This window comes from Myxococcus virescens, assembly GCF_900101905.1.
GTDB lineage: Bacteria > Myxococcota > Myxococcia > Myxococcales > Myxococcaceae > Myxococcus > Myxococcus virescens.
The window spans coordinates 1-17938 of record NZ_FNAJ01000016.1 but is presented as its reverse complement, the minus strand read 5'-3'; the positions used below and the strand labels follow the sequence as shown (position 1 = coordinate 17938).

13 protein-coding genes and 2 pseudogenes are annotated in these 17938 nt (G+C 65.2%); 8 read left to right on the top strand and 7 right to left on the bottom strand.

Features of this window, described 5'->3' with window-relative positions; genetic code table 11:
• Positions 1 to 32: 32 nt before the first annotated feature.
• Positions 33 to 1013 (top strand): thioredoxin domain-containing protein, encoded by a 981-nt coding sequence (locus BLU09_RS31230; RefSeq protein ID WP_143043231.1) that lies wholly within the window; start codon positions 33 to 35, stop codon positions 1011 to 1013.
• A gap of 175 nt (positions 1014 to 1188) precedes the next feature.
• Positions 1189 to 3126 carry a M57 family metalloprotease gene (locus tag BLU09_RS39960; RefSeq protein WP_090494007.1) on the top strand — a complete coding sequence of 646 codons (1938 nt, stop codon included), beginning with the start codon at positions 1189 to 1191 and terminating at the stop codon, positions 3124 to 3126.
• Positions 3127 to 3330: 204 nt separating this feature from the next.
• On the opposite strand, the gene BLU09_RS31220 is transcribed toward BLU09_RS39960, so the two are convergent.
• A complete protein-coding gene (locus BLU09_RS31220) occupies positions 3331 to 3681 on the bottom strand; it encodes a DUF2019 domain-containing protein (RefSeq protein WP_090494004.1) in 351 nt (116 codons plus the stop codon).
• A 70-nt stretch (positions 3682 to 3751) separates the two neighbouring features.
• Between BLU09_RS31220 and BLU09_RS31215 the strand changes: the two are divergent.
• A pseudogene (locus BLU09_RS31215) lies at positions 3752 to 4057 on the top strand (transposase); the annotation flags it as partial.
• A gap of 226 nt (positions 4058 to 4283) precedes the next feature.
• Here BLU09_RS31215 and BLU09_RS31210 read toward each other — a convergent pair.
• A complete protein-coding gene (locus tag BLU09_RS31210; protein ID WP_090494002.1) occupies positions 4284 to 4634 on the bottom strand; it encodes a DUF2019 domain-containing protein in 351 nt (116 codons plus the stop codon).
• A 253-nt stretch (positions 4635 to 4887) separates the two neighbouring features.
• Positions 4888 to 6000: a hypothetical protein gene (locus BLU09_RS31205; RefSeq protein WP_090494000.1), complete on the bottom strand. Its 1113-nt coding sequence runs from the start codon at positions 5998 to 6000 to the stop codon at positions 4888 to 4890.
• A gap of 298 nt (positions 6001 to 6298) precedes the next feature.
• Here BLU09_RS31205 and BLU09_RS31200 point away from each other — a divergent pair, with 298 nt between their 5' ends.
• Positions 6299 to 6778 carry a hypothetical protein gene (locus BLU09_RS31200; RefSeq protein ID WP_090493998.1) on the top strand — a complete coding sequence of 160 codons (480 nt, stop codon included), beginning with the start codon at positions 6299 to 6301 and terminating at the stop codon, positions 6776 to 6778.
• Positions 6779 to 6875: 97 nt separating this feature from the next.
• Here the strand turns inward: BLU09_RS31200 and BLU09_RS31195 are convergent.
• From BLU09_RS31195 to BLU09_RS31185, 3 genes and pseudogenes are all read right to left on the bottom strand, one after another.
• Positions 6876 to 7112 (bottom strand): annotated as a pseudogene (locus tag BLU09_RS31195) (AHH domain-containing protein); the annotation flags it as partial.
• 77 nt (positions 7113 to 7189) lie between these two features.
• Positions 7190 to 8089 carry a DUF2381 family protein gene (locus BLU09_RS31190; protein ID WP_425270590.1) on the bottom strand — a complete coding sequence of 300 codons (900 nt, stop codon included), beginning with the start codon at positions 8087 to 8089 and terminating at the stop codon, positions 7190 to 7192.
• Between the two features lie 39 nt (positions 8090 to 8128).
• Complete coding sequence (locus BLU09_RS31185; RefSeq protein ID WP_090493992.1) at positions 8129 to 10081, bottom strand: serine/threonine-protein kinase; 1953 nt, start codon at positions 10079 to 10081, stop codon at positions 8129 to 8131.
• Positions 10082 to 10280: 199 nt separating this feature from the next.
• Between BLU09_RS31185 and BLU09_RS31180 the strand changes: the two genes are divergently transcribed.
• Positions 10281 to 10532 (top strand): helix-turn-helix domain-containing protein, encoded by a 252-nt coding sequence (locus tag BLU09_RS31180; RefSeq protein ID WP_244172180.1) that lies wholly within the window; start codon positions 10281 to 10283, stop codon positions 10530 to 10532.
• Positions 10533 to 10668: 136 nt separating this feature from the next.
• Positions 10669 to 11016, top strand: a complete 348-nt coding sequence (locus BLU09_RS31175; protein WP_020479164.1) for a helix-turn-helix transcriptional regulator — start codon at positions 10669 to 10671, stop codon at positions 11014 to 11016.
• A 22-nt stretch (positions 11017 to 11038) separates the two neighbouring features.
• Here the strand turns inward: BLU09_RS31175 and BLU09_RS31170 are convergent, their stop codons facing one another.
• Positions 11039 to 12205, bottom strand: coding sequence for a serine/threonine-protein kinase (locus BLU09_RS31170; RefSeq protein WP_090493988.1), 1167 nt, complete (start codon positions 12203 to 12205; stop codon positions 11039 to 11041).
• Between the two features lie 387 nt (positions 12206 to 12592).
• On the opposite strand from BLU09_RS31170, the gene BLU09_RS31165 reads away from it, so the two are divergent.
• Complete coding sequence (locus tag BLU09_RS31165; RefSeq protein WP_090493986.1) at positions 12593 to 16777, top strand: hypothetical protein; 4185 nt, start codon at positions 12593 to 12595, stop codon at positions 16775 to 16777.
• Positions 16778 to 17717: 940 nt separating this feature from the next.
• The coding region (locus tag BLU09_RS31155; RefSeq protein WP_143043229.1) for a transposase at positions 17718 to 17938 on the top strand (221 nt) is incomplete at its 3' end.

Below are 17938 nucleotides of genomic sequence, written 5' to 3'. Positions count from 1 at the left end.
CCCAGGACCCGAACGAGCCCCCACGACACCCCGTGTTCGCACGGTGCATCCGCGACCTGGGAATCGAGTTCCTCATCGCGCATCGGCTCGCCCGGCTGTACACGCCGCCCCGGATGGCGGGCTCACCGCGCGTGTTCCTCACGGGATTGGCCGCGATTCGCGACATGCCGTCCTTGCTCGCGACCTTGCGGCTGCATTCCTCCCTGGATGCAAAGCTCCTGGGGGCCGAGGCGAAGCAGGTCGTGGAGCAACTGAACGAGGCCCTGAGCAGCGATGTGGCGAAAGGCGAGGCGCCTGAAACCGCGTTTGAGCGATGGGTTCAGGGGATGGGGGCATTGTTGCTTCGGCACGAAGGAGATCGACGCTTCGATCCGAAGATTCTCCTGGAGCAGCAGCTCTCCATGGGAGGGAATGGCCTGCGGACGGACATGGCGCTTGCGCGCTTCGGCCTGGAGCGGGTGTTGGGCCGCGAGCCCGAGGTTCAGCTTCCAGCGCCCGTGCTCCCCCGCGACGAGGTTCCTTCGCGAGGTGAGGGGAGGGTGGAGGTCATCGAGCTGGGGGACCTCGTCTATGGTTGGTGGGCGGGGGGCGAGAAGCCCTTGATGGATGCGCTGGGTGATGCCCGGAGTGCCGTTCGGTTCCGGTGGGTTCATGGCATCACGGGGTACCGGGCGGGGAGCGTGTTCGCCGCGGGGTTCGCGGAGGCACTCCGAGAAGCGCTCCCCGAACGCTTCTGGGAGGTCATCGAGAAGATCTATCGCTGGCAGAACGACGTGGGGGCGCGTGTCACTCGGGAGGTCGTGAGGGACTTGCCGGTGGACCCCGACGCGGTTCTGGCGCGTGCATCCGCGCCAGACATCATGGAAAAGGTTCAGAGCGACCAGGCCATGGTGACGACCTGCGCCATTCCGCCCATCCGCCCAGCATTCGTCGTGGGACGCAAGCTGTTCCTGGGGCGAGAGAAGTACCCGGAGCTGGCCGCGGAGGTTCGCAGGCTCGCGAATGTCTTCTGAGCTCACCTCTAGTACACCAGAGGTGAAGATTGCCGCATTCGCGGATATCGTGAATTGTGCGGTTTTTGTGAATTCCTGATTTCCCTTTGGGTATTCTGATTGAGAGTTGTGCGGTCGACCTTGGAATCCCCAGGTGGACGGCGCACCTCTGTCATTGAATGTCCAAGGGACCCCCATGTTCAAGAAGGCATCCGTTGTCGTTATGACTTGTGGCGCAGTGATGGTGGGTTGTGGCACCGAACCGACGGTGGAGAGCCAGGAGATCATCTCCAACCTCATCGAAGCCGGCTTTCCGGCCGACGACATCCTGGTCGTCGACGGTGCTGTGTACGTGGGCCGCGACGCCCACGTGACGCTGGACGCGTCCCGCGAGATGCTCCAGGCCCCCGAGGGGAGCGCAGAGCAGTACCGCACGACCAACCTCGTCGGCACGGGTGTGACGAAGATCTGCGTCAACCCCACCGCCGAATTCAATACCTATACCAACCTGAGCAGGGGGTTGGATCAGGCCATCATCAACTACAATGAGCGGGGTCTGCGGATCACCTTCGCGCGCGGCCCGGCCAGCGGCTGTACGGCGACCATCACCGCGCAGGCGGTGTCCGGCAGCGGCGCTCAGGCAGGCTTCCCGTCGGGCGGCCTGCCCTATGGGAAAATTCTCATTGGCACTGGCTTCAACAGCTACAGCGTGGAAGTGAACGAGCACGTGATCACCCATGAACTGGGTCATGCGATCGGCTTCCGCCACTCGGATTACTACAATCGCAACATCAGCTGCGGTGATGGCGGTAACGAAGGAGAGGCGGGTGTGGGCGCCATCCACATCCCCAACACGCCGAACACGGCGACGGTCGGCGGGTCGCTGATGAACTCCTGCGGCCTCACGCCCGACATCGGCGAGTGGACCGCCTCCGACATCACCGCGCTGAATTACCTCTATCCGCGCCTCCCGACCGGTCCTGGAGCTGTAAGGAAGGTGGCAGCCGGCGGGTTCTCTGCTGACTACTGGGCGGACGCGTCCACGCAGTTCCTGCCGGGGGATTTCAACGGCGACGGCAAGATGGACTTCATCGCCATCCATCCACGCAGCGGTACCTACGCTGACACCTTCCTTTCGAACGGTGACGGCACCATCAGGAAGGTGGCTTCTGGTGGGTTCTCTACCGGCTATTCAGCGGATGCTGCCACGCGCTTCCTGCCGGGTGACTTCAACGGCGACGGCAAGGCGGACTTCATCGCCATCCATCCGCGCGGCGGTACCTATGCCAACACCTTCCTTTCGAACGGTGACGGCACCATCCGGCAAGTGGCGTCCGGCGGGTTCACTGCTGACTACTGGGCGGATGCGTCCACGCAGTTCCTGCCGGGCGACTTCAACGGCGACGGCAAGGCGGACTTCATCGCCATCCATCCACGCAGCGGTACCTACGCTGACACCTTCCTCTCGAATGGTAATGGCACCTTCAGGAAGGTGGCGTCCGGCGGGTTCTCTGCCGGCTATTGGGCGGATGCTGCCACGCGCTTCCTGCCGGGCGACTTCAACGGCGACGGCAAGGCGGACTTCATCGCCATCCATCCGCGCGGCGGTACCTATGCCAACACCTTCCTCTCGAACGGTGACGGCACCATTCGGCAAGTGGCGTCCGGTGGCTTCACGGCTGACTACTGGGCGGATGCGTCCACGCGTTTCCTGCCGGGCGACTTCAACGGCGACGGTAAGGTGGACTTCATCGCCATCCATCCGCGCGGTGGCACCTACGCTGACACGTTCCTCTCGAACGCTAATGGCACCTTCAGGAAGGTGGCGTCCGGCGGGTTCTCTGCCGGCTACTGGGCGGAAGCGGCCACGCGCTTCCTGCCGGGGGACTTCAACGGCGACGGCAAGGTGGACTTCATCGCCATCCATCCAGGCGGCGGTACCTATGCCAACACCTTCCTTTCGAACGGTGACGGCACCATCCGGCAAGTGGCGTCCGGCGGCTTCACGGCTGACTACTGGGCGGATGCGGCCACGCGTTTCCTGCCGGGCGACTTCAGCGGCGACGGCAAGGCGGACTTCATCGCCATCCATCCAGGCGGCGGCACCTACGCTGACACGTTCCTGATGTACTGATGCATTGCCACCTGGAGCGCTGGGGGACTGCGGGCGGCCCAGTACGGGGAGCGCGTCCAGGTGGCCTTCTCGCTGGACTGCTGTGGCCGCGAAGCCGTGTGCTTCGTGGCCACAACGGGGGCGTCACCGGCGAATTGCCGCGGGACTTGCGACGACGTGTACCTGGCTCGCCTGGACAGCGCCGAGGTGGCCCTTCGATGCGGGCTACTCCGGATCAAGCGCCCAGGTTCCGTTTTCCCAGTGCCTCAGGGTCATGATTGCGTCGAGGGCGCCGATGCCTCCTTCCTTCGCCGCAGCCTCCAACACGGCCTTGGCTTCCGCCGTCCGGTAGCGGAGCAGGAATCCAGCCGCCATGGCGCGAATATCCGTACGGGGATGTGTTAGCAGCACGGCGAGGGCTTCTCGCCCAGTATCCCCCTGCGCGCATAGCGCCTGAAGTGCGGCGGTGTACTGCTTGGCGTGCTTGTTCCCCGTCCTGGAATCTCCTCGATGAATGGCATCAGTCTGGGCCGCGACATTCCGAGCGAACTGCTCGACCAGCTCTTCCAACTTCATCACCAGACCCTCTTCTTCACGTTCTCAATGGCCAACAGCCCGAACCCGCGTTGGGTCTCACTCACATGGGCATAGAGGGCTGGCCGCTGCGGCCCGGCAGGCCCTTCCGGAGGTGCGGCTGCAGCGCTGTACCGTGCACCTGACGCGAAACGTTCTCGCCAAGGCCCACTGAAAGCGCCTTCGCAGTACCAATGGCTTGGAGCGCCTTCACAGCGAGGTGAATCGCCGCATCCGCTTCGTGGGCGCCTTCCCGGACCGCGCCAGTGCCCTGCGCCTCATCATCGCCGTCGCACTGGAAGTTACCAGCGTCGGGGATGACGGCCGCTACCTCGACATGTCCCTGCTGAAGTCACCCCCTGACACCACCACTGCTTGATCCCTCCGAGGCGCCTTCCTCCCCTGAACCCCTCCGGAACAACTACACACGATTCGGGACTTGACCGGCGATGTGTACCTGGCTCGCCTGGACAGCGCCAAGTTGGTCATCGAGCTTCCGTCCCTCATGAGCGAGAGGATGCCCCAGCTCCCACCGGCCGAAGAGGTACACATCATCGGTCCACTTGAAGAACTGCTTCGGCATGAGGTCGTCCATCCGATGTGGGCTACTCTGGATCGAGCGCCCAGGTTCCTTCTTCCCAGCGTTTCAATGCCTGCTGCGCTCCGAACGAAACCAGCCCTTGCCCCTCGGCTGCTTCCTCCAGGACCGCTTTGGCTTCAGCCGTCCGATAGCGAAGCAGATGCGCGGCGGCCATCACGCGCACGTCCATTCGCTCATGCTTGAGCAGCACGGCGAGAGCGTCACGGCCTACATTGCCGTGGGCCAGGAGCTTATCGACGGCGGCACCGTACTTCCTGGCGTGCTTGTTCCCGGTCTTGGCGTCTCCCCGGAGGATGGCCTCGTTCTGTGCGGCCACGTTCTGGGCGAACTGCTCGACAAGATCCTCCAACTTCATCACCAGAGCCCCTTCTCGATGTTCTTGATGGCCAGTATCCCGAAGTCACAATGCGCTCTTTCGCTCCAGAGGTCGCCGGCCTCGTGGGACGGGGAGACGGCGCGTGCGACTCGCCTGTGGCGTGAAGAACTCGTGCATCGATACGCGTGGGCGGGACTCCCCGGATGAGCAACAATTCGACGGGCCCGGGGCGTCCGACCTTGGAGGGGCGTTCTGGGCTCCCTCGTCCAGGCGAGCCTCGCGTTCGGGCTGCTCAGGGCTCCGCGAGGGACGCGCCGAGGATGCGAGCGTTCTCCGCGCAGGCGGCCTTCACGGCGGCGTCGTCTCCGGCGAGGGGCACCACCAGGATCTCCAGGCGGTAGTCGCGGTCCGCCAGGAGCAGGTCCGTGATGAAGTCATGGGGAATCCCCGGGAAGTGGAGGGGATTGGGCGAGGCGTAGAGGTCGATCCAGGTATTCCAGATGTCCTCCGGGAACGGCTTGCTCGCGTGGTCGTTCTGACGGAAGTACGCCTCCAGTCGGGCCAGCTTGACGAGGTAGTCGTCGAAGAACTCCGCCGGGGGGAGGCCGCGGCCCTGGCCGTACCGCGTCCATGCCTTCTCGAAGTTCGCCATGACCCGGGCTTCGTCATAGTCGCGCACGTATTCGTAATACGGACGGGCGAACCGCCATTCCTCGGGCAGGGCGTCGAGGTTGTCGAGCGACGCCTTTCCGCCGCTGACCTGCGCCAGGGTGGCGTTGGCGGCGGTCTGGAGCCCCCGCCACACCATGATCTCCCCTGCGTCCGCATCGAAGAGGCCGTCGGTGCTGGCGGAGAGCCATGCGTTCAGGCTGTAGGCGTTGATATAGCTTTGATAGATGCGATAGCCCTGGCCGCGAGGAAGCTGTTCGACGGTGACGACATGGTCCTCCGTGCCGGTGTGGCGCACGTGGTAGATGACGGTCTCCAGGCTCTCTGCATGGCTTTGGAAGAGAGCGGCGAGCCCGTCGCCGTGGACGATCTGGTAACCGGCCCTGGAGCCATCGATGCCATCGTCATTCCGGTACTCGGAGTATTGTCTTTCAAGGCCCTCGAACACCTCGGTGACCCAGGCGCGGGTCAGTCCGCACGCGAAGGCCTCACCGTTCTCCCGCGAAGTGAGCATCACCGAGACGAAATGCTCCGCGTCCGGGGCCTCCTTCGCGGACTGGTACTTATGGTCCGCCCGGCTGGAGAGCTTCCGGTCCTGGGCGGAGAGTTCCCGGATGCGGTCGTGGCAGGACAGCTCCTCGACGGAGGGCAAGGGCTGATCCGTCGTGGTGCCGCATGCGGTCAGGGTGAGGCAGAGCGGCAGGGCCGCAGCCAGGAGCCAGGAGGGACGCGTCATGTCCGCGTGGGTACCACGCCCTTTCCCGAGGGTCCAAAGCTGGCTCCGGTGAACTACAGTCCATGAGATACGTGATCAGCCCGCTGTCTGAGAACCCGAGCGAGTCCGCATCGTGGATGGTGTAGCGCCTTGAAGAGTCGGACAGGCTCGTTCGGCTAGAAAGCGAGTCTGACCGATGGAGAAGACGACGAAAGAGGGCGCCCCTGGAGGGGCTGGGCAGGGCAGGAGCCGCCGCCGGTACTCGGCGGAGGAGAGCAATTCCAGCGGAGGTCGGCTGATGTCGTCAGGCTCCCCATCGATGCAGCTTGAACTCCGCAGCGCCCATGTGCCCGGCGAGGGCAACGAGCGTCGGCCCCTGGCGGCGCTTTGCGAAGATGAGCCTCACGTTCATGGTGAATTGGCGTGGACCATCGGCGAGCGACGCGTGCCGTGCATGGGCTTCTGGGGGCCGGACGATGTGTGCCTCGGGCAGTGGTGGGACGAACTCACCGGGGCCGTAGCGGCACTTTCCGACAGACAGCCCTACACCCTCGACTCGTGCGAGCAGGGCGACCCCGCCTTCCTCTTCGAGCGCACGGACGCGTCCCTCCACCTCTCCATCGTCGCCGGCATCGGTGGTGGCGCCCCGCATCCCGAGTGGCAGAACGCGGAGTTTGCCTGGGACGACCTGGGCGCAGCACTCCGGCGCTTCAAGCACGACTTGCGGCAGCTTCTTGAGTTGAAAGGCCCGCCCACGTTGCCAGCGGAGTGGAAGAAGCGTTTTTCAGAACGGGAGTGACAGAAGTGCATGGTCGAGCCGCCAACCTGTCCGACCTTGACGGGGCAACTCCACGCGACATTCCGAGTGAACTGCTCGACCCGTTCTTCCAACGTCATCACCAGACCCTCTTCTTCACGTTCTCAATGGCCAACAGCCCGAACTCGCGTTGGGCCTCGTAGGACTGTGTGCTCAACCCTTGACGCACGGTCTGCGTAAGGGACTGAGTATTGTCGATGCGGACCGACGAGTAGAGGGAGCTGACGTTGGTGTGCGGGTCCTTGTCTTGCGGGATGACGTTCTCGGTGTTGTGGAGGGCCTGGGGACCGAAGCGCTTCACGTTGCCCGGGGGCTGCTGCAATACCAAGTAGACCTGATAGGTGCTTCGGGCTGGAGCGGCGCTGGGTCGCGTGCGTGAGGCTGACGGCCTGCCTACGGGAACGTCACGCCGGAGAGCGTGATGGCGCGCAGCCCGCCCGGCCCCCACAGCTTCAGGGTGAACGGCCCCTGCGCCGCATCCGGCGTCACTTCCGCTTCCACCACGACGCGGCCGAACGGATAGCGCGAGATGGGAGCCGTTTGCCAGACGGTCAGGATCTTCAGGGACGTGCCCGGCTTGCTCACCAGCGATGCACCTTCCGCCGTCCAGAGGTTCGCGGCGTCCGGGTTCTCGAACTCCACCGCTACGGCCACGCGAACAGGGGCGCGATAGCTCCAAGCCCGGTGTGCCCAGAGTGCGTTGCCTGGATGCTGACGAACCTCTTCGTTGACGCGGAGGAGCTTCGCGGCGACGCCCTCCTCCTTTTGGATGACACCGTTGGCCAGGAGGCCCGCGATGCCGCTCGGTTCCCGCTGCTCCGCCCTCAGCCGCGCGTTCTCCTCGTGGCACTGCTGGGCCTCCGCTCGGGCCTCCTTCGCCTCCTGCTGGTAGGACTCCGCCGTGCGCGCCTGTCGCCACACCTCGACGATGCGCTCGCCGCGCGCGGGGTGGGCGACGAGGACGAAGGCCGCACCGAGGGGGACCGAGCCATCCTGGAATCGCACCGTCAGCCGTAGGCGCTCACCGGGTAGGAGCTGCTCCGAGGGCACCAGCCGGAGCGTGCTTCGCCCGAGGTCCACGAGCGAAAAGCGCTCTTCGCTTTCGAGCACGACCTTCGCCGGATCCAGGGCGGAGTCGAACTCGAATGACGTGGACATCCGTGGGCTTATCTGAACCTCGGGGGGCGGCACCGCCGAGGATGGCTCCGCCGAGATTTCGACGCGGCGCACCCCAAGGCCCGAGACCGTGGGAGACGGTTGGGTGGTCGCGGCTCCTGTCGCGAGCACGAGCACCACGAAAAAGGCGATGGGCGACGCGGGCACGGTCGGTCCTCACTCGAAGCGGCGCACGGCCTTCAAATCCAGGGCGGAGTAGACGGTGGCCGTGCCGGGAGCTCGGGTGGGCTCCATCTTCAGGAGTCCGATGCGGCCGTCCTCCGGTTCAACGAACTGCACGCAGACGGGGATACGCTCATTCTTGGGAGTACGTGCCTCGGTGAGTCGTCCGTAGACCCGCTCTGGACCGACGAGGAGCTGCCCGGAGAACAGGGTCTGCGAAGGCATGCGTCCCCAAGTGACTCCCATGCGGACCGTGGTCGTGCCCTCACGGACCTTGATGTTTCTGCCACCTTTGCTGGGGCTCAGGTCGAAGGTGGTTGAAGGCCGCTCGAGTCCGGGGGTGAAGAGGCCGAGTTGCTCCATGGCCTCAATGGCCCCTGGAGGGCAATCCTCGGGAGGCAGCGTCGGGCGCACCTGGGAGCCAGGGCACGCCATCGAAAGGCAGGCCGCGACACCCAGGCCAAGCGCCTTGCCAACGGCTGTGCCCCGGAGGCGCTGCGGCTCGGGCTGGGGGAGCATGCCGGTGTCCTTCTTCATCTTCACGGAGGCCTTCTCCTTGGAATACGTCGCGGGAACGGCGACGGCCGCAAGGGTGGATGCTCCATCGAGCGAGCCTGCGGCCTCGTCAGCTTCCAGTGGCCTCCAGGGTGCCGCCACTTCCTGACCGGGAGTCCAGGATGCGAGCGCGAACGCGGATCCGCCGGGGGGCGAGCCCACGGTGACATGGGCATGGGGTGCCATCCCGTGACGTGCGGCAGGAGGGGAGGAGGGCATCAGTCCGCGCGAGAGCACCAGCCCGCCCACAATCAAGACCACCACGAGCGCCATCCAGGCAGCCACGCGCAGGGCCTTGGAATGTCCGGCGCGTGCCGCGGGCGTCGGCTCGAACGGGATGGCCACCGCGTTTGCATCGGGTTCGTATGCGTCCCCACCTCGTGGCGGACGAGGCCCGCGACGAGGCCGGGCCTTGCGCCGCTTCAGCCACTGCGCCAGCTCGTCTTCGACTGCTTGCGGCGCCTCCGCGAGCGTGGTGGCGGTGTCCGCGCCATGGGCGTCACAGAGCTTCTCGTCCCAGGCTTCGTCCGCCTGGGCCAGCAGGGACTCCAGCTCCGCGCACAGCGTGTCGGCGTCGGGGTGCCGCTCCTCGGGCGTCTTGGCCAGCAGGCGCATGCACACGTCGCCGAGGGCCCCGGGGACGCGCGGGTTGAGCGCCTGGGGCTGTTTGGGGGCGCGGTTGAGCACGGCCTCCACGCCCTCGGCCTCGTCCGGCAGGAAGGGCTGCCTGCCCGTCAGGAGCCAATAGAGCACGACGCCCAGCGCGTACAGGTCATCCGAGGGGCCGGGCTGGTAGGAGCGGCCACGCTCGTCGCCGTGCTCCTGCTGGAAGCGCCAGGCCTCGGGCGCGCGGTACTCCAGGGTGCCCGGCGGGAGCACGCCGCCGGTGATGCTGGGGGCGCTCTCGTACCCGCCCGCGCCGAAGTCCACCACCACCGCCTCGCCGTCCGAGTCGCGCACGACGACGTTGCTCTCCTTCAAGTCCCGGTGCACCACCTTCGCCCGGTGCGCGGCGCCCAGCCCGCGCGCCACGCCGAGCACCTTGCGCAGGACTTCACGGGCCGAGGGGTTCTCCTCCGTGGCCCACACGTCCAGGCGGCGCCCCTCCACGTAGTCCATGACGATGAAGAAGGACTGGGGCGCCTCGTCCGGCCACTGGCCGTGTCCACGGATGCGCACCAGGTTGGCGTGCTTGAGCCGCAGGAGGATGGCCACCTCGCGCTCCGCCCACTCGGCCAGCCCCCAGAGCGGGATGAGCTTGAGCGCGGAGCTCCGCTCTCCACGCCGGGCGCGGTACACGGCGCCGAATCCCCCGGCCCCCAGCCGCTCCTCCACCAGGTACCCGCCAATGTCCGTGCCCGGGGGCACGACGGGATGCAGACGCGGGCTCACGAGTCCTCTCCTTCGGCGGGGCGTACGGGCTCGGCGTTCCTGGACATGCGCTCAACGGGCAATGGAACTCGTGAGAGCTCCCCCCGCGAAGCAGCGCGGGAGGAGCATAGACCTTGGACGGATACCATGGTTGAACCTGTTGAGGTATATGCTCGGAGTGCCGTCTCCGCGGTATTCTCCTCTTTTCCCAGGTCTCTTCATGTACGCGAAGCTCTCCCAGCGGATTGGAGCCCAGGTCCGCGCTGCCCGGCATCGAGCGGGCCTGTCGCAGGCCCAGGTGGCCGAGGCCATCCACGTGCCGACGCTGGTGCTCAGTCGCCTGGAGCGCGGCAGGTTGTTGCCCAGCCTCCCCACGCTGGTGGACCTGTGCGGCGTCCTTCGTGTCTCCGTGGACCTCCTTCTGAGCGGTGAGGGCCTGGCGTTTCCCGCGCCCGAGGGGGCCGGCCGGTAGGTGGGGCGGCGCCGTGTGACAGGGGGCTCGTCGCGCATCGACACGGCCGCCAAGATGCGGCAGGGAGGGCGTTCCCGAGTCGCGGGCCTCCTGCCCGCGGCAGACGGGGTCCTCGGTGTTCCTGGTACCTCGACGCATGAACGAAGAACTGGCGACCCGTATTGGAAGTGCCGCCCGAGAGGCCCGGACGCAGCTCGGGCTCACGCAGGCGGAAGTGGCCGAGAAGCTGGGCCTGGCGCACATGGTCTACAGCCGCCTGGAGCGCGGGAAGATGCTGCCCAGCGTGCAGACGCTGCTGCGGATGTGCGCGGTGCTGCGCATCGGCTCGGACGAGCTGCTGGGGCTCGCGGACGCGGAGGAGGGGAAGGGGGCGCGAGGGCCGGGCGGAGCGCCCAGGCTGCGGCAGCTCACCGGCCTCGCGCGAAAGATGGACGAGGAGCAGCTCGACGCCCTCGTGAAGGTGGCCCAGGTGCTGCTGCGTTGACGCGGCGCCCGGTCGCCCGCGCTCACTTCGCGTTCGGCGCGGGAGTTGCTTCGTCGGCGTCCAGGCCCTCGGGGAAGATGCCCGCTTCGTCCAGCTCCACCCGGTCGCGCAGGACGGAGGCGTCCGACAGCATCCGCGCCAGCTCTTCAGCCGCCTCCTTCCGTCCGAAGGGCTGGGACTGTGTCGCGAGCGCCGCCCGCAGGGCATCGCGCAGCTCGGCGGCCGAGGTGTAGCGCTCGGAGGGCTTACGCTGGAGGGCCTTGTGGATGATGGCTTTGAGCGCGTCCGGCAGGCCCGCCATCGCGTGCTCCACGTCCTCGGAGCGGTAGCGGCTGACGAGCGCGATCATCTGCGTGAGGGGCACGGAGGGCACCTCCTCCGTCTTCACGTCCAGGGCGGCGCTGGGGGCTTGCGCGTCCTCCAGGTCGAAGAGGTGCTTGCACGTCAGCATCTCCATGAGGACGAGGCCCAGCGAGAAGATATCGGACCGGCCATCCATGGGCTTGCGGAGCAGGTACTCGGGCGAGGCGTACGCCACGTCGCCCTTGAGCAGGAGGCCCGGGGTCTCCTCCCGGCCCACCATGAGCGAGTAGGCGGCGCCGAAGTCCGTCACCTTCACCTCGCCGCTCCGGGCCACGCGGATGTTCCGGGGGGCGACGTCGCGGTGGATGATGCCCAGCGGCCGGTTCTCCGAATCCCTCAGCGTGTGCGCGTGGTGGAGGGCATCGGCAATCTCGGCGGCGATGTAGAGGGCGAAGGCTGCGGAGAGCGGCCGCTCGCGCATGGTGGCGAGGCTGATGACGGTGTCCAGCGTGGGGCCGTCCACATACTCCGCGATGATGTGCGGCCTGTCGGCGTGGATTTTCAGGTGATGGACCTGGGCGATGGCCGGGTGGTGGAGGCGGAAGGCGAGCTGGACCTCCTCGATGAGCCGCTGGCAGCGCTCGAAGGAGGCGGGATTACGCAGGCGCTTGAGGGTGACGTGCCCGGCGAGCCCATGGGGGAGGTGACGCTCGGCCAGGAGTACCACCTCCCCATTGCCCCGCCGCTTCAGCGTGCGGAGGGCCGCGTAGGTGGTGGTGTCGATGGTGAACCGGAGCCCGGGTCGGGCGCGCTCCAGGTCGGAGCTGTTCTCCGGCGGAGGGTCCGCGAACTGCGTTTCGTGGGGCGGCGTGCGGTCATCGGTCATGGGCGGCCTCCAGGGAAGGGACGTGCGGCGGCTGCTGGCTCGGGCCTCCCGGGAGCCTGGGCGGGGCCTCAGTTGAGGGAGATGCGGCCGGTGGCTCTCGGGGCCGAGGTCTATTGTTTATAAACCCGAAAGGTATTTCCGGCGACCACAGGACTTGAGCGTGAGCTAGAAGTTCTTGAAGACGCTTGCGAACGGCGACCTGCGGCAGATTGCGCGCCACATCGACCAGCAGGCGTGGAGCCATAAGTCCCACGTAAACGCCGGAACGTTCGGGCTGGGAGTAGCCCGGCAGGCTCAGTACAACTCGGCCATGGCCACGGCATGTCCCCTTGCAAGTAGTAAGGGGACATGCGGAGCTTCTGAACTACCCTTGAATGGAGGTCCACGTTGGCTGAACCGGGCGCCCAGGCTGCACTGAGGGGGTACAGGCTACAAGCGCTGTATACCCTCTATCGCATGCTCCAACCGGCGGATGCGGCCAAGGTCTTCCGCCTGGAAGGACGCGAGGACCTCGACATCCTGGATGAATCTGGGCGGGTCCTCGAGGTCATCCAGATGAAGGCCTACGGTGCGGCGCTGACGCTCTCCGCGCTGAAGCCAGAGAAGCCCGAGTCCTTCTTCCGACGTGTGCTCAAGCGGCGGGTGGACTTTCCTGACGCGCAGGAATGCATCGTGTCCTTCGGTCCCTATGGGCAGGAAATGCAGGCGGCATGGAGTGGATCGCCAGCCCATCGCGCACACGCCGTAGAACTCCTGGAGGGGTGGAAGTATTCACCTGTCCAGGCACAAGTACTGCTGTCCCGCGTGAAGCTCCTTTCCGTCAATGAGGAGGCACTCAAGGCGAGCATTTCCGCCAGCCTGCTGGAGTTGATGACGGGCTGTGACCCTGTCTCCGCGTTCGACCTGCTGCATGCATGGCTCTTCCAGGCCTCGGAAGCGCGCGCGACCCTTACCCGAAGTCAGCTGATTGAGCGGTTGAATGCTGTCGGCCGATTCCTCCGGGATCGGGATGCGTACCAGGCAGAGTGGTTTTCGACAGTCCATCCGCTCCTGGAGATCGCGGCAGTGACGGGCAGGGAGAACCTGGGGCAGGAGTTCTATCAGGGTGTTTCCGCCCGCTTCGAGCATGTCCTCGCGGGCGTGGACGTCATCCGGCCCGCGCGGCTCGACTTGATCGAGACAGCATTCCAGAAGTCCCGGGTAGTGGTAATCCAGGGCGCATCCGGGCAGGGAAAGAGCGCGCTTGCGTATCGCTTCCTGCACGACCGGGTCCCCTCCGTAAGCCGGTTCGAAGTGCGCTTGGTGCAGGACCGTCGCCATGCCAGGAACATCGCGCAAGCTCTGCGCGGCTATGTCGACGCCATCGGCGGGCCTACGGCGATCTATGTCTATCTGGACGTCACCCCTGGCGATACGGCCTGGACAGACGTCGTCCAGTCACTTCACGAACACCTCTCCGTCCGGATCCTCATTACCCTCCGTGAGGAGGACTGGCTGCGCGCGAGCATTAGCCGGGCGGACCTGCGGTTCGAGGAAATCAGGCTCCAGCTAGATGCTCAGGAGGCTCAGTCGATCCATGCGTCGTTCCTTGAGCGGCAGCCTTCAGCCGAGCATCTCGACTTCGAGGATGCCTGGAGGCGTTTCGGCGGAGGAGGCCCCTTGCTGGAGTTCACCTATCTCCTCACCCACCACGATACTCTTCATGCGCGCCTTGAGCATCAGGTCGGCCGGATCAGTGACGAGGTGCACCGGGGCGAGCGTCCTGTCGTGGAACTGGAACTGCTGCGGCGCGTGGCGGTTGCCTCGGCGTATGGTGCCCGGCTTGATCTCGTATTGCTGGGAAGGGAGCTGGGGCTTGCCGAACCGCGTCTGACCGTGCGGAGGCTTGAGCGTGAGTTCCTCATCCGCTCCGATATGTCGGCCCGATGGATCGAGGGACTGCATCCTGTGCGTTCCGGGATTCTTGTCGGGTTGCTCACGGACCCTGTGTTCCACCCTTGGGGCGAGGTTGCGACGCGCAGTCTCCCTCAGATGGTGGAGAGCGATCTTGGCGGTTTCCTGCTGTATGCCTTTTCACGGCATGCGGAGGCACACGGGCAGTTTCAGCATGCGCTCTCGAAGTTACGGCCCGCTTCGTGGGAAGGCATTGCTCATGTCTTCCGTGCGCTCATCTGGTGGGGGCTCGACAGCTACGTGGCGCGAAACGCGGCGGTGATCGCCGAGGCGAAGGCCCGCTCCGGTAGTGCCTGGTGGATCATGTTGAATTCAGATGTGGCGAACGTTCGCGATATCGCCCCGGAACTCAACGTCAATCCCATCCTGAGCCTCGATATTGTCCCAGAGGAGAGGAAGCAGTCCCTCCGGGAACTCCAGGCACGCCAGAGCGAGCCTCGCGAAATCCTCGACGTGGCCGGTCAGTGGCTGCGCGATGCCCCGTTGCCGCGCGAGGCCCCAAGCAGCCCCGAAGCATGGGCGAGCGCCGCTGAAACGATCTTCCACGCTGCCCGCATCGGCGTCCCGCTGCCCGCGCTGGAAGCACTGCTGGAGACCTACGCCGACGTGGTTGATGTGCTGCCGCTCGAAACTGCAGCGGAGGTGGCGTACGCATGTTCCTTCCACCAGGATGTGCGAGTTGCCGAGCGGTTGACTCTGCTGCGCCCAAGGCTGCTGGAGCGCTTTCGTCGTGAGGCTCGAATCGTCCGCTTGGAGGACGATGAGCATACCCTCAAGGCACACTTCATCCTCATCCGCCGAACCTCCACCGACCTGGTCAGTCAAGGGTCGGCCGGAGGGAACAAGCCACACGAGGAGGCGATTGGGCGCGCGCGATTGCTCTCCAAACTCCAACCGGGCAGACAAGTCTATGCCACCCAAGGGTACGGGCATCGCGTCCGCTTTCTCCCCGAGAGCCACGATGAATCAATTAAGAACATTCGGGCCTCTTACTTGCCTCCCGTATGGGCCACTCGCCTCAACCAGATGTACCTGAACCGCGTCAGTTACCAGGATCGCCCGGAAACCTGGGAGGCGCACGCAGTCGGAGTTCTTGCCCTAAGGCGAGATTTGATGCGCCTCATGCAGCGGGTCCATGACGCACTCGAACGCTACTTCCGGGGCGCGGAAGCGGTGTCACTGGTGCAGCCGGATCAGCCGGTGTGGGATGCATACGAGGTCGACCGGGAGCGGATTGCCCAGGGGAAATGGTATCTCCCGCGAACCGCTGTGGATGAGTGGGGCTGGTCGTCGGAGGAGTCAGAACAGTCGAATGAGAACGACCAGAAACGGCGGGAATATCAACTGGCATTGGTGCGACATCAGCCTTACGTGAGGGCCCTCGGCAACTACGAGCGAGCCCTCTCAAACTTCCTGAAGCAGGTGCTGATGCCCCTGATGCTCTATCCGCTCCTTGTTCGGGGAACCGCTCCGCAGGCGGAGGTGGCGCGCGCGATTCTTCGTCAACGAAACAAGGAGGAACCCGATTTGATGTTGCCGATGTTCAACCTGGCAGATGCCATCGAGGAACTTCCGGCGTTTCAACGTGAATTCTCCTCGCGACTCGCACGGTTCCTGGCTCCGCACGATCTGGTGGCACTGGAGACACAGGAGACGGAAATGGTGAGGGCAGTACGGGCCCTCTGGTTGTTATTCATCACTGCTCCCGAGCGTGGCCGGCTGAAACAGCCCTTGGCGCTCGCGCATGGCCGCGTTGAGAAGGGCCTGGATCGCATCCGGACCGACCTGCGGTCGAGGCTTTCGGCGCTTCCGCCTCAACAGGCAACTGCGCGCCTACTCGAAACGGATGCACCCTGGGCGCACGCACCGGCGCTCTGGGTGGTGCTGGACATGGACACGCCTTTGAAACTCCACACGGCACGGGAGGCGGTGTTCAAGATCCTCCGTGCCGTTTGTTCGAGCGAACAAATCAGCCGACCATTTCGCGATATCGTCCGCACCACGTGGCGGCATGTCGTCATCGTCCCGACCTTTTGCGGTCGTGCGTTCGAGCCCAATGCCTGGGTGCTCAGCATGCTCACGCTGCTGGCCGACAGCTCGCTCGAATTGGGATGGTGGAACCATTTTCTCTATCAAATCCCAGGGGATAAATGGGACGAGCTTGGCCTCATGTGCTGGAGTTCGCCTCGCCTCTCCTGTGCCGAGGATCTCCAAAAGGCTGTGGTCCATTTCAGTCAGTTGCTCGATGGGATGGCTCAGATCTCGGATGCATTCAATGGCATGGAGCTGGACTCAACAGGGCTTGCTGTACTGAAGGAGGATGTTTCCGCTAAGCTGGAGGTCTTGAGCGAAGCCTGCGTAGGCATCAGTTCTGCTGTGGAGCGAATGCTCCGATTCCTCGGTGAAATCACCCCGGAAGAGGCCGCGGCACGCCCCTCCCTGGCGGAAGTCATCCAAGGTATTCAACGCATCATGGAGCCATTCGTGGGTATCGGGACAATGGACCCCACTGTGTTCGACCGCCTCCACGCCGCGCAATCCGACCTCCTGGCCTTCTCTGAACACGTGCGCATGCATTGGCTGGCGGATGTGATGCTCTCCTCGCATGGAACTGCCTGAATGCATGCGCACCTGTCTGGAGGCGGCGGACACCTCTGCGGCTCAGCCACAACCGACCGAGTTCAGAGGGCAAGAGGTGGCGGTAGGGCACGGGAATCGAACTCGCCAGGGACGCCTCTCGGCGCCCCTCACCGGTTTTGAAGGCGAATCCGGTCTCATGGAGCCACAGAGGGAAAACGTCCCCATTTAGCCCTTTGAGCGAACCGGTAACGCACCGGTAACGCACTGAGGGATGACGATGGGTGCAATGTGGGTCGGGAAGTGGGCTGGCGGTCGAATTCGAGATGCAGCCGGTCGAGCGGTTTGGGTCATTGAGCGGCAATGGGCTGGGCGTCGCTACAGCGTTGCGCTTGACGTCGCCAGTGAGCGAGAGGCGCTTGCCGAACTGGCGCTTTGGGAGCGAGATCCGGATGCGTACCGAACTCGGCGCCAATCCGCTCTGGAGAGCGCTCCCGTCTATATTGATGAGGATGCGATGGCTGGCCTTCTTTTGCATCTTACGGAGAAGGGGCGGGGATTGGCCCACAGACGCGCGGTTCGATCCTATCTTGCCGCCTGGGGCGAAGCGCTGGCTGGCCGTGACTTGCGCAAGGTCCAACTTCGAGACTTGAGGAAGCTCCTGGCCGATTGGGGGACAGCTCGGAAGTACCGCATCATTGCGCTGAAGTCCTTCACTGCATGGTTGCGTGAAGAGGACCGACTCAAGCCGAGCGAGGACCCAACGCTGAGTTTGAGGGTGCCCCCGGCTGTGGCCGAAAAAGGGAGCCGCATCAAGGGGTATTTATTAGCGTTCGTCGAGCGCATCTACGGCGCTGTCGGGAGTCAGTGCGTTCGGGACGTCCTCTGTCTGCGTGCCAAGACCCCCCTGTGTCAGGGAAGTTGTCGCCTCGGCTGACCGGCCGAGCTGACCACCCCCGGGGGCGAGTACAGGCAGGTAGCTGTGTCGTACACGGATGCATTCAAGGCGGAGATGGTGAAACGGATGGTGGGGCCAGGCGCGGTGAGCGCTGCGGCGCTTTCCCGTCAGGTGGGAGTCTCGCAGCCGACGCTGTCGCAGTGGTTGCGCGAGGCGCGTAGGGTAGCGGCGATGACGCCGCCGCCCGAGGAGAAGAAGCCCACTGACCCGCAGAAGTGGACGCCCGAGGAGAAGCTGCGCGTGCT

What these genes read in the sequence shown, in the direction of transcription:
- BLU09_RS31175 (WP_020479164.1), top strand. Translation starts at nt 10,669, where the DNA reads ATGAACGAAGAACTGGCGACCCGTATTGGAAGTGCCGCCCGAGAGGCC.
- BLU09_RS31205 (WP_090494000.1), bottom strand. Translation starts at nt 6,000, where the DNA reads ATGACGCGTCCCTCCTGGCTCCTGGCTGCGGCCCTGCCGCTCTGCCTC.
- BLU09_RS31180 (WP_244172180.1), top strand. Translation starts at nt 10,281, where the DNA reads ATGTACGCGAAGCTCTCCCAGCGGATTGGAGCCCAGGTCCGCGCTGCC.
- BLU09_RS39960 (WP_090494007.1), top strand. Translation starts at nt 1,189, where the DNA reads ATGTTCAAGAAGGCATCCGTTGTCGTTATGACTTGTGGCGCAGTGATG.
- BLU09_RS31210 (WP_090494002.1), bottom strand. Translation starts at nt 4,634, where the DNA reads ATGAAGTTGGAGGATCTTGTCGAGCAGTTCGCCCAGAACGTGGCCGCA.
- BLU09_RS31200 (WP_090493998.1), top strand. Translation starts at nt 6,299, where the DNA reads ATGCAGCTTGAACTCCGCAGCGCCCATGTGCCCGGCGAGGGCAACGAG.
- BLU09_RS31220 (WP_090494004.1), bottom strand. Translation starts at nt 3,681, where the DNA reads ATGAAGTTGGAAGAGCTGGTCGAGCAGTTCGCTCGGAATGTCGCGGCC.
- BLU09_RS31170 (WP_090493988.1), bottom strand. Translation starts at nt 12,205, where the DNA reads ATGACCGATGACCGCACGCCGCCCCACGAAACGCAGTTCGCGGACCCT.